This window comes from Sphingomonas sorbitolis, from assembly GCF_036663875.1.
Taxonomy (GTDB): domain Bacteria; phylum Pseudomonadota; class Alphaproteobacteria; order Sphingomonadales; family Sphingomonadaceae; genus Sphingomonas.
Genome location: NZ_JAXOJS010000001.1, coordinates 658,399 through 670,320 on the forward strand (window position 1 = coordinate 658,399; position 11,922 = coordinate 670,320).

Annotated in this window: 10 protein-coding genes; 2 read left to right on the forward strand and 8 right to left on the reverse strand. The window is 64.0% G+C overall.

Going from position 1 to position 11,922, the window contains the following annotated elements:
• Positions 1-14 precede the first annotated feature (14 nt).
• The 7 genes from U1763_RS02715 to U1763_RS02745 all read right to left on the reverse strand — a co-directional run bounded on the left by U1763_RS02715 (position 15) and on the right by U1763_RS02745 (position 8,941).
• The gene (locus U1763_RS02715; RefSeq protein ID WP_443026880.1) at positions 15-2,213 is read right to left on the reverse strand and encodes a xanthine dehydrogenase family protein molybdopterin-binding subunit; all 2,199 of its coding nucleotides are present in this window, start codon (positions 2,211-2,213) and stop codon (positions 15-17) included.
• A 111-nt stretch (positions 2,214-2,324) separates the two neighbouring features.
• A complete protein-coding gene (locus tag U1763_RS02720; RefSeq protein ID WP_332753993.1) occupies positions 2,325-4,646 on the reverse strand; it encodes a xanthine dehydrogenase family protein molybdopterin-binding subunit in 2,322 nt (773 codons plus the stop codon).
• Positions 4,643-5,116 (reverse strand): (2Fe-2S)-binding protein, encoded by a 474-nt coding sequence (locus U1763_RS02725; RefSeq protein WP_332753994.1) that lies wholly within the window; start codon positions 5,114-5,116, stop codon positions 4,643-4,645. The genes U1763_RS02720 and U1763_RS02725 overlap by 4 nt, the downstream gene beginning before the upstream one ends.
• Positions 5,113-6,411, reverse strand: a complete 1,299-nt coding sequence (locus U1763_RS02730) for a c-type cytochrome (protein ID WP_332753995.1) — start codon at positions 6,409-6,411, stop codon at positions 5,113-5,115. Before U1763_RS02730 ends, U1763_RS02725 begins: the two co-directional genes overlap by 4 nt.
• Positions 6,408-7,118 carry a TetR/AcrR family transcriptional regulator gene (locus U1763_RS02735; RefSeq protein ID WP_332753996.1) on the reverse strand — a complete coding sequence of 237 codons (711 nt, stop codon included), beginning with the start codon at positions 7,116-7,118 and terminating at the stop codon, positions 6,408-6,410. Before U1763_RS02735 ends, U1763_RS02730 begins: the two co-directional genes overlap by 4 nt.
• Before the next feature lie 16 nt (positions 7,119-7,134).
• Entirely contained in the window at positions 7,135-8,289 is a 1,155-nt protein-coding gene (locus U1763_RS02740) for an MFS transporter (RefSeq protein ID WP_332753997.1), read from the reverse strand.
• A 328-nt stretch (positions 8,290-8,617) separates the two neighbouring features.
• Complete coding sequence (locus U1763_RS02745) at positions 8,618-8,941, reverse strand: winged helix-turn-helix transcriptional regulator (protein WP_332753998.1); 324 nt, start codon at positions 8,939-8,941, stop codon at positions 8,618-8,620.
• A 133-nt stretch (positions 8,942-9,074) separates the two neighbouring features.
• Between U1763_RS02745 and U1763_RS02750 the strand changes: the two genes are divergently transcribed.
• Complete coding sequence (locus tag U1763_RS02750; RefSeq protein WP_332753999.1) at positions 9,075-10,187, forward strand: Gfo/Idh/MocA family protein; 1,113 nt, start codon at positions 9,075-9,077, stop codon at positions 10,185-10,187.
• A gap of 37 nt (positions 10,188-10,224) precedes the next feature.
• Positions 10,225-11,367 (forward strand): FAD-dependent oxidoreductase, encoded by a 1,143-nt coding sequence (locus tag U1763_RS02755; RefSeq protein ID WP_332754000.1) that lies wholly within the window; start codon positions 10,225-10,227, stop codon positions 11,365-11,367.
• 353 nt (positions 11,368-11,720) lie between these two features.
• On the opposite strand, the gene U1763_RS02760 is transcribed toward U1763_RS02755, so the two are convergent.
• Positions 11,721-11,906, reverse strand: a complete 186-nt coding sequence (locus U1763_RS02760; RefSeq protein WP_332754001.1) for a hypothetical protein — start codon at positions 11,904-11,906, stop codon at positions 11,721-11,723.
• Positions 11,907-11,922 lie beyond the last annotated feature (16 nt).

Sequence of the window (11,922 nt, forward strand, 5' to 3'; positions counted from 1 at the left end):
GCGCCGCCGCCGGATCAGACCGGGCCCAGCAGACTCTCGAGCCTGATGGGGAGGTCGCGAACCCGTATGCCGGTCGCGTTGAACACCGCGTTCGCGATGGCTGCATTGACGCCGATGATGCCGATCTCTCCAAGCCCCTTCACGCCTTCCCGGTTCACCTCCGTGTCGTCATCGGCAACGACGATCGCTTCCAACTCACCGACGTCCGCGGCCGTCGGCACCAGATACTCGCCCAGGTCGCGATTGATGTAGGCACCCGTCCGTTCGTCGATCTCCGTCTTCTCGAACAGTGCGGAACCCTGCCCCCAGATCATACCGCCCAGAAACTGGCCGCGTGCCGCAACCGGGTTCAGAACACGTCCGGCCGCGAATGCGCCAACGTGGCGGGCCACCCGCACTTCCCCGCTCACGGAATTGACGCGCACCTCGACCATGTGTGCGCCAAAGGTCCACGCGAGCTTTTCCTCCGAGGCACTGCTGAGCTTCATGTGACCGGTGCGAAGTGCCGCCTGCGTCCCGGCGTCGCTGCCGGGCGGGACGTATTCGAGATACACCTCCCGAGCACCGACCGGCATCATGAGCAGCTCCGCACAGGCCTGCGCCAGCGCATGGACGAGGCTGGTCGTCGTGGACGATCCACCCGAGATCCCCGCGGCCGGCAGGTCCGTGTCGCCGAGGCTCACCGTGACCGCGTCGAGCGGTACGCAGAGGCGCTCGGATGCGACCGCGGCGAGCAGCGTATACAGGCCGTTCCCGATTTCATGATGTCCGGTCTCCACGCGCACCGCACCGGTCTCGCTCCGCACCAGCCGGATCGCGACTGGTCCGGTCTTGACCGGCCGCGCCGCGGCCGCACAGCCGTACCCGACCCACCAGCCGTCACACAGGGCCGTCCGCGGCCGCCGTCTGCGCGCCGACCAACCAAACGCCTCTGCCGCGGCGTCGAAGCACCGCATCATCGGGCGTGTCGTGAACGGCTTGCCGGTGACGGGATCGACCTGGGCTTCGTTGCGACGGCGAAGGTCGACGGGATCCATGTCGAGTGTGTGGGCCAGTTCATCCAGCGCGCTCTCGATCGCGAACAGGTATGGGACCTCGGGCGGCGCGCGCATCGGTCCCGGGGTGTTCCGGTCGACCCGCCCCAGCCGCTCCTCGGCGACGATCGCGTCCGCGGCGTAGAGGGCGGTCGATACATCCGTCCCTTCCATGGCGAACGCGTCGAAGCGCGAGCTGACCACGTCGGCGGCGTGGCCGACGCCTCGCAGGCGTCCCTCGCAGTCCGCAGCGAGCCGGATCCTGTGGCTCGTCTCCGTCCGGTGATTCGCGATCGAGAACTGATCCGCACGATTTACGTCAAGACGCACCGTTCTCTGTAAGCGGCGCGCGGCCAGCGCGCAGATCGCCGTGTGCTGCGACAAGGCGAGTTTCGCGCCGAAATGCCCTCCGATGAAGGGTGAAACGATCCGCACCTTTGCGGGATCGAGATCCAGCTGGGCCGCCAAGCCGTGCTGCGCCGCGGACACGAACCGCGTCGGTTCGTACACGGTCAGATGGTCGCCGTCCCATCGGCATGTCGTACTCGGCAACTCGATGGGATTATGGTGCTGGACTGGCGTTGTATAAAACTCGTCGATGCACGCCGTTGCCTCGATCAGCGCCTCGTCGAGGTTTCCCTTGCGTCGGTCCAGAAAACCGTGCCGAACCGAAGACAGCGGTTGGACGTCCGAGCGCGGATCGCCGAGCGATGTGACCGGCGGCTCTGCGCGGTAGGTCACATCCAGTGCTGCCGCGCCCTCGCGCGCCGCTTCCAGTGTTTCCGCCACCACGAGCCCCACGATCTGGCCCGCGTACCGGATCTCAGGGGAGGAAAGCGGGCGCCAGCTACTGTTCGCCCAGCCCCCCTCCATCACATGCTCCACGTGTCGGATCGCCTCTCCGACGTCCTCATGGGTCAGGATCATGAGGACGTCGGGGCACCCCAAGGCGGCGTCGCGAGAGATCCCGTCTATTTGGCCCTTCGCGATCGGACTGAGAACGAGTGCCCCATACGCCAGCCCGCCGACGGGCACGTCACCTGGAAACTCCGCGGTACCGCATACCTTCAACGGGCCATCGATGCGTGACAGGGGGTCGCCGAGCCGGACGACCCGGTCGGCGTTCGTCGCGCGGATCCCATTATGCCAGAACGCCGCCGATGGGTTTGCTTCAGTCATGACCGTTGTCCCGTTTGGGCAGTGGCAACCCTTCAACAGTGGAGCATGGCGGCAGCGAGGATCGGTGCGTGAACGCCCAAGACGTCCCGCAGGTGCTCGCGCACACCGGCATCACCCGTCCAGACCGATCGCAGCTTTGACCTTCGTCGGCGTGAGCGGCATGTCCCGCAGGCGGACCCCCGTCGCATCGGCAATGGCATTGGCCAGCGCAGCCGATGCCGGTCCCTGAGATGTCTCGCCTGCGCCGAGAAAGGGCAGGTTCGGCCGGTTCAACAGATGCACGTTGATCTCACCCGGAATGTCCTCGAAACGAAGGATCGGATAGCTGCCCCACTCGAAGCTGGTCCGCTTGCTGCTGTCGAACGTGACCTCTTCGAGCAAAGCCCAGCTCAAAGACTGGATGATCCCGCCCTCGACCTGATTGCGGATGCCATCCGGGTTCGCGATCAACCCGGCGTCAACGGCCGTATCGACGCGGTGGACGGTAACGGCACCGGTCTCACGTTCGACTTCGACCTCCATGACGACCGCACAGTACGCGCCGATGTTCTTGTACCGCGCGAACGCCATGCCGGTCCCCCGCCGGCCATCTCCCTTGGGGCGACGAGACCAGCCGAACCGGTCCGTCGCCTCGATCATGACCGCGCGGGCGCGCTCGTCCTCCATGTAAGCCAGTCTGAACGCCAGCGGATCGACGCCGGTGGCATGCGCAAGTTCGTCCATCATGCTTTCGAGACTGAATATGTTCAGGTGCGCTCCCAGCGATCGGATCGCCGAGACCCGCAACGGCATCTCGGGCACGAAGTGGTACAGCACGTTCATATTGGGAAAATTGTAGAGCGGGTTCGAGTTGCGGCTTCCGTCTCCCTCCGGCATCGGTATCGGCTTCGGCTCCTGGGCGGGGCGCGGCGGATCGAGTTCCTGCCCGACAAGGACGCCGCCCGACTGCACCGGGCGGTTGTTGTGCGAATTGCTCCACACCTCGTAATTCCAGTGGGAGATGCGCCGGTCGGAGCCGATCCCCGCCTCGACGGTCGTCACCATGGCGCAACCGGCGGGTTCCCAGCCGAACTCCTGTTCGCGCATCCATTGCAGCCTGATCGGGTGACCCGGAAATTCCTGCGCGATCACCGCGGCATCGGCACCCACGTCGTCGGCCCCGTTGTGCCCGTAGCATCCCGCCGATTCGACATGGATGCAGCGCACCTTGTCCAGCGGCAGATTGACGAGTTCGGCGACGACCCGCTGGAGGTCGAACACGCCCTGACTGTGGGTCCAGATCGAAAGCGACCCGTTCCGGGCAAGCGCGACGGCGCAGGACGGTCCGATCGAACCATGACTGAGCCAGGGCCGGCTGTAGGACGCGCTGATGCTCTTCACAGCAGGATGGTTGCCGTTCTTCGTGTCCAGGATCACGATCTCGCGCGATGCGAGGGACTGAAGCACGCGCGCATCCTTCCCGACTGGCAGATCCCTGCCCTTGCGCTCGTATTCCGAGCTTTGCGCGACCCGCATGGCCTGGATCGCCTGCCACTCGCGCTTCGCGACGATTGCGATGAAGTCGCCCTTCCGCACGATGCCGACGACACCGGGCATGCGCCGCGCCGCGTCCAGCCGCGGCGCAACCAGGGTCGTATCGAAGCTGGGACCGCGGATGACTCGGGCATGCAGCATCCCCGGCATGCGCATGTCCTGCACATAGGCTTCGCCGCCGACGAGTTTGGCCGGAATATCGACCCGCGGCATGCTGCGACCCAGGGTGCGATATGCGGACGGCGTCCGACGCGGCGCATCGGGCCTGGCCTCGACGTTCAGCGAAAGGCGGGCGGCGATCTGACCGTAAGCCAGACGTCGGCCGTCAGGGGCGACGACGTGTCCCCTTCCGGAGGTCGCCAGCGATGTCGGGTCGAGCTGCCAGAACTTGCCGGCCTCGCCGCGCAACAGCATCAGAACGTTTGCGGCCGCATTGGCGATGGCCGTGCCACTGTCCTGCATCGAATGGCTCCCGGCAGTCAGCCCTTCATGCGGCGTGCGCGCGGTGTCGCCGGTCACGAAATCTATCACGGCAGGTGGCAGGTCCAGCTCCTCCGCGGCGACCTGCAACAAAGCGGTGCGAATGCCTTGGCCCAATTCGACCTTGCCGGAGAATACTGTCACATGCCCATCGGGTGCGAGCCTGATCCAGGAATCCAGCAAGGGATTGCTCTTCAGGCTGCCCGGAAGGTCCGGCCGGAGGATCTGGGGTTTGCCGCCCTCGCCGCCGCCAGTCTGCATCTGGCCGCCCTCGCCGCCGCTGATCTCCGTCCTGCCGCCCCGCCCGTCGGCCACCAGCTGCGCAAGCGACGGCACGGCCAGGCTGAACGCGACGAACACGCCCCCGCCCGCGAGAACATCGCGCCGCGACCGGGACCGGTCTGGCGACACCACGCTCATGCCGCACCCGCCGGCGTTCCGCGAGCGGCGCGATGGACCGCGCGCAGGATCCGTTTGTGCGTGCCGCACCGGCATAGATTGGGTTGCATGTGCGATCTGATCTCCTGCTCGGTCGGGCTGGGATTGGCGTCTAGCAACGCCTGCGCGCGCATGATCATGCCCGCGATGCAATAGCCGCACTGCGCAGCCTGTTCGTCCAGGAACGCCTGCTGCAGCGGGCTCATCGATGACGCGGTGCCGAGACCCTCGACAGTTCTCACGCTTCGACCCTCGATCGCGCCAACCGGCGTGACGCACGAGAAGATCGCCTTTCCGTCGAGTTGCACCGTGCAGGCGCCGCACTGCCCCAGCCCGCAGCCATACTTGGCACCGTTGAGACGCAGATCCTCACGCAGGACGTACAGCAATGGAGTATCGGGCGACGCGTCGACGCGCCGGTTCGTGCCGTTGACTTTGATCGTGATGCTCATGGCTCGACGGCCTCCTTGCGCGCCTTGACGACTTTCTTCTGCAGACCGTCCCAGACCGGAAGGTCGGTGAACCGTCGGCGACCATATGAAAGCAGCTGCGCGATCTGCTCGTCCGTCAGGCTGTCGACGTAGCCCGGCATCTTCGGTCCCCGACCGGCCACCGGTGGATTGACGCCGACGAGCACGGCCTGGATCGCACTCTGCGGATCCTGGTCTCGCATGCTCGTCGCAAGCCCGAGCTGAGGGCGTCCCTGCGACGCCATCGGCGCGCCGGAGCCGTGGCATGCCGCACATGCGCCTGCGAAGAGTTGGGCGCCCTTGGGGAATTCCCGCGCCGCCTCGACACTGTGATCGACCGGAGCCCATCGCGTGGAGGACCCGCCCTGCATGCCAGACGCGATATAGGCAGCGATCGCACGAACGTCCTTGTCGTCAGCTTCGGACAGGCTTTCGACGACAGGTCCCATCGATCCCGCCGCCACGCCGTGATCGGGCGAGATCCCCGTTCGAAGATACGTGTACAACGCCTCCGTGGTCCACGAACCGGCGGCCGGGTTGGTCTTGTCGAGCGCAGGCGCGCGCCAGCCCTCGGCGACACCCCCCGCATAGGCGCGGGACGATTGTTCGGCTCCCATCAGGTTGCGAGGGGTATGGCAGCCGCCACAATGGCCCAGCCCTTCGGCAAGATAGGCGCCACGGTTCAGGACATCCGATCGGGCAGGGTCGCTCTGGAAAGCGCCCTTCTTCAGGAACAGCATCTTCCAACCCGCCAGCAGCGGACGGAAGCCCAACGGCGGGATGAGACGATTGGCCGGGGGAACCTGCCTCACCGGGCGCCTGGTCATGAGAAAGGCGTAGATCGCCCTCACATCCTCGTCAGCGACATGGGTGAAATGCTCGTAGGGGAGCGCGGGGTAGAGATGCCTTCCATCGCGCGACACGCCGTCCACCATAGCGCGGCGGAAGGCCGCCTCCGACCATTTGCCGATACCGGTGTCTTCGTCGGGGGTCAGGTTCGTGGAGTACAGCATGCCAAATGGCGTCGGCAGCCCCCTGCCGCCGGCCAGCGGGCGCCCGCGCTCTGCTGTGTGGCAGACGGCGCAATCGCCGATCTTCGCGAGACTGGCGCCAAGCGCCACGAGCTGCGGTGCGAAGGAGCCCCGGTCCGGTGCGTGGATCGGCGCGATCGCCGGTCGCCAGGCAATGGCTAAAGCCAATATGGCCCCGGCGATCCCAAGTAGGATCGCAGGAAGGAGATACGGTTTCCATCGGCGCAGTCTGCTCACGATGCTCATTCGGCACCTCCCCTGTGACGACGGTTGCGAACGACTTCGCCAGATGGGGCGGTATCGTCTGAATCCAGATGCTTCGCATCCGACCGCCCGACGTCAGGCACCATGGCGATCGACGACAACATGGCCTCCTCGATCGTCTTGAGAAACGTCTCATCGTCCGTAGGACGCCCAAGCATCAAGCGGTGGTGAATCGGCCCATACAGGCCGTCGATGATGACATCAGGGTCGAAATCCGATCGGAACTCACCTTGCTGCACGCCGAGAGCCAGCATCTCGCGGGCCGCCACGCGTCGTGGTTCGAGATACCCCTCCTTGAAGAGATGCAGGGTTTCGCCGTCGAACTGGGCCATCGCCAACATCTCCCGAATGATGGTGCCGTCGGCGCCCGCGAACGCATGGGCGAGCTTGCGCATCTGCAGCGCGATGTCGCGCCGCGATGACCCCGTCCCTCTATAGTCGATAGCCGGAGTCACGTGGAGCAGGAATGCCTCCACGGCCAGTGCGCCCTTGCTGGACCACCAGCGATAGATCGTGGCTTTTCCAACGCCCGCCCGTGCGGCCACACCTTCGATGGTGAGTTGACGAAAACCCTGCTCACGCAGCAACGCGTAGGTGGTGGCGAGAATGGTCGCCGTTACATCTGGATTGCGGCGCCGTTCGGCGGGACGCTTTTCGACACCAGCGCCAGCCTTCATAGTCTCTACCATCTTGGAACTCCCGTTATCATGCAGGGCGCCCCTGAGGACGCAGGTCTAGCTGCGCTCGCATCCAGCGCATCCCCAGGCAGGTCGCCGCGGCGACCATCAAACCCGCTGGCAGGAGCAATGCGTTCTTGGCGGAGACCGCAACAAGATGCGAGTAGAGCGGGGCGAGGCTCGCACCTACGAACAGACAGAAAGAATACACCGCGATCGCGAGACCACGGCTACCTTGGGAAGCCGATCGTGAGATCGCGGAAACGATACTCGTGATCGACAAAGCTACGCCGACAGAAAGGGTGATGATCGTGACGGCAAGCGGCGCCCCGAACGTAGTGGAAACGAGAGCACCGCCAGCAATTAGAAGCCCGGCCTGGAGCGTGCGAACATCCCCGTATAGCCGGATGATGAACCCCGCGCCGAAACTCGCCAACATGCCCAACAGAGTAAGGGCGCGAATGGTCAGAGGATCCCATTCCGCGCTTCCCAAAGCACCGTTCAACTGCGTTTGAAATGCCACAAAGCCGAAGAGGACAGTACAGGACGCGCCCCAAAGCGTCAGGACAACCGGGTTTGCGAACAGATCCTTGATGCTGTGCGACAGCGGGTGCGCCTGATGGGAACCCTCCTCGGAGTGCTTGGAATTGATGATCGCCAATATGACGCCACACGCAGCAAAGCCGATCACGGTGGACATGATGAGACTGGAGAACCCAAGTCCAGCGCGCTGCGCGTAAAGTTGTGAAACGGGGGCGGAAGCGATGAAGGCAAAACTCATCATGCCCTGTCCGAAGGGACGCCAACGCGGGCTAAGCGTCTCGCTGACCAGGGCGATACCAGCTGGCGGAATACTGGCTGCGCAGAGCCCTTGAGCAACGCGCGCGGCGAGTTCGATCGAGAAGTCCGACGCATAGGCCACGCAAAGAGTGGCCAAGGCCGTAGCGAATAACCCGGTCAACAGAACGGACTTCCGACCAAGCCGGTCGGACATCGGTCCCCAAAAGAGGAAACCGACGGCATAAGCGAGGCCGAACGCCGGGCTCATCAACGCGACATCCGCGGTGGGGACGTGGAAGTGGGCGGCGACCGCGTCTGCGATCGGAATCGACATGTAGAGTTGCCCAGACGCCAGCATTCCTGCGGTCATCAGGCAGAACACTAGGGCGACATTCCGAACCATGAAAGTCGATCTCTATCCTTTGCGTGGACGCAAAGCGCTCGCGCAGCCCAACATTACGAGAAAGGTATAGGCGAGACGAAACGTATCGTCTATATGAAAAGCTGCTGGTAAGTGGTGCTCCAAGCTGCCGCGATGCGATCGGAGTCATGACGCGGGTCGCGGCATGGAACGGTCGGCGAACGTCGCGGTCCACGCGACTAACGCGCGGGAACGGGTCCAGCGAAAATATAGCCCCGAGGAGGTATCGGGCGCTCTCGTCCTTTCCTTTGCCTACAACCGACCTAATGCCTTGTACCGCGTCGGCTACCCGAAGCTCCCGACCCTTCCGCTACTTGGTCGCATCGTAGCGGGTGCGGTTCCCCTCGATCCTGTCCATGTGAGCCTCGGCCCAATCGCCCAGCTGCCGAACCGGCTGTGCGAGCGAAATTCCAAGGTCCGACAGCGCATATTCCACCTTTGGCGGCACGGTCGGATGAACGGTCCGCACAATCATCCCGTCGCGTTCGAGTGCCTTCAGCGTGCGAGTCAACATTTGCTGGCTGATGCCGCCGATGCTCCGTTTGAGGTCATTGAACCGGTGCGGCCTGATGCGCAGCACCATGACAATCATCACCGTCCACTTGTCGCCGACGATGTTGAGCACCCCGCTCATCCTCCGGCAGTCGGCGGTGACGAGCGGAAGAGTAGGCAGAGACATGTGACCTAGTCCTAAAGATTTGCGTTCTTGGCGCGTCAAACCGCCCTCAGTACCTGTAGCGGGTCAACGTGCCATAAAGGAAAGACGCATGTCGGATCGAAAACTCAAGGTCGGCATAGTCGGTCTGCAGCCCGGTCGGAGTTGGGCAGCACGGGCGCACGTTCCCGCATTGAATGCCCTCGCCGATCGTTTCGAGATCGCGGGGATCGCCAATTCGACTCTCGCAAGTTCAGAACGTGCGGTGGCGGAGACAGGCGCTGGCCGAGCCTTTGCGAGCGTCGCCGAACTCGTAGCTTCCCGAGAGATCGACATGGTCTCCGTGACCGTCAAGGTGGCTCATCATCTGGAGATCGTGAAGGCCGCGCTCGAGGCGGGCAAACACGCCTACTGCGAATGGCCGCTGGGCAACGGCTTGGCCGAAGCGGATGCGCTGGCGACCCTGGCTCGGGAGAAAGGCGTCCTCGCCGTCGTCGGCACGCAAGCCGTGGTCGCTCCGGAGATCGTCCACATCAGGCGGATGGTCGCAGCCGGCGATCTTGGAACCATCCTCTCCGTGACAGTGGTTGCGCGCGGCGGCGGCTGGGGTGGCACCGTCGCGAACAAGAGTACGGACGCCTATCTGCTGGACAAGGCGGGTGGCGCGACCATGCTCACGATCCCGGTGGGCCACATGCTCGCAGCGCTGACCGACATCTTCGGGCCTCTGGCAACGCTTTCCTCGGTGCTGGCCACCCGCCGACCGAGCGCCCGCGTGAACGATACCGGCGAGCAGATACCGACGGATGCGCCAGATCAGGTTCTAGTCAATGGCATGCTCGTTAGCGGCGCGCCGGTATCGATCCATTATCGCGGTGGCATGCCGCGCGACCGGAATGGCCTGTTGTGGGAGATTAATGGCACGCACGGCGACGTCCGGATCATCGCGCCGTTCGGTCACGTCCAGCTGGCACCACTGCGCCTTGAGGCGGCAATCGGCCCGGACGCGGCGTTTACCCCGATTGACCTGTCCGAACAGTCGATCGGCTTTCCAGAGAATCCTGCTGCCGAAAACGTTGCGCGTATTTATGCTCGCATCGCGGCTGACCTGCGTGATGGTACCCGTACGGCACCAAGCTTCGACGATGCCGTCGCGGTCCACCGCATTCTTGCCGCGATCGAACGATCCGCGGACGACGGCAGTCGCATCGTCCTTCAGCAGTGATTGTCGAAAATCGTTCCAACATCCGACAGGTGCTTCCTTGATTCGATCGGTCACAATCATCGGCGCAGGTCTCGGCGGTCTCATCCTCGCTCGCGTTCTGCATCTCAACGGAATTTGCGCGACGATCTATGAGGCAGAGGCCTCCCCCGCCATGCGCATCCAGGGCGGGCAGCTTGATATCCATGACTATAACGGACAACTGGCGCTTCAGGCCGCAGACTTGTTCGACGAGTTTCGAGCGATCGTCCACCATGGTGGAGAGGCGACACGAGTGCTCGATCGTCACGGCATCGCGCTTCTCGACGAAGCGGACGACGGCACTGGAAACCGGCCGGAGGTGCTACGCGGTGATCTACGCAGAATACTGTTGGAATCTCTTCCGGATGGCATGGTTCAATGGGGCCATAAGGTCGTTGCGGTAGAACCGCTGGAAGACGGGCATTACCGGCTGACATTCGCGAATGGCGCGGAAACCGTCACCGACCTGCTCGTCGGAGCAGACGGCGCATGGTCGAAGATCCGCCCACTCCTGTCCGACGCGACGCCGGACTACGTCGGCACGATGTTCATCGAGACCTATCTCCATGACGCGGATCGACTACACGCCGCAGCGGCTGGCGCGGTCGGCAAAGGAGCGCTGTTCGCGGTCGAGCCCGGCAGGGGCATCCTCGCGCATCGTGAGCCAAACGCCGTTCTCCACACCTATGTCGCCCTGTCCAAGCCCCTGGACTGGCTGACTGACATCGATAGGACCGACAACGATGCGGTCATTGCAAGGATCGCGGATGAGTTTATCGGCTGGGCCCCGGAATTGACCGCGCTCATCACCGATGGCGATGCGACGCCCGTTCTGCGGGTGATCCAGGCGTTGCCGATCGGCCACCGATGGGGCCGCGTCAGGGGAGTCACTCTGATCGGCGACGCCGCTCACCTGATGTCGCCGTTCGCAGGCGAAGGCGCCAATCTCGCCATGTTCGACGGCGCCGAACTCGGGAAGGCCATCGCGTCCCATCCCTCCGACATTGAAGCGGCACTGGCCGAATACGAGGAAGCCCTGTTCCCTCGCAGCGCCGCCTTCGCTGCCGAATCCGAACGCAATCACAAGCTGCTGTTCGGCAAAGAAAGCCCGTCCAGCCTTCTCGATCTTCTCTTGGGAAACGCCGCATCGGACAAGGAGTGACTGGCCTTACGCCGATCTCGGCATGGGCAGCCTGAACGGACGGCGATCCTGCAACATATCGCGCGCCTTCGGGATGGCCGCGTCGACAGCCGTCGAGATCCCCGGTGCCATCGTCGAAGCTACCGATGCATGGTTCGGCGCCCTTCCTGACCAATGCAAGCCGGGCCGCTCCCCCCTCGCAATGCTCTCACGTGATACCCCGCGTCGAGTAGGGCTCGGCTGAGGTTGACGCCTATTCGCCCGGCAGCCCCGACGACGGCAATTCTCATGGCGATCTCCACTCCGTATCAACGACCCGCGATAGCGGACCGGAGCGCGTTCGAATTTTGGAATGATGCCAAATACTCGTCGAATCAGGCAGATCCGTCGAGGCAGTTCGTTCCTGCACGGGCAACTTCGAACCGGATCCTGGGAATATGCCGGCGATAGCCTTGCGCGTCGACTTTCAGGACCACGAAGCCGAGGTGCCACGGCATCAGCTGCATGTCGATTGATGAACATGGCAGATAACTACATGCCGCATCGAGCATGAGCGGCACCGCGGTTCCGGTGCGT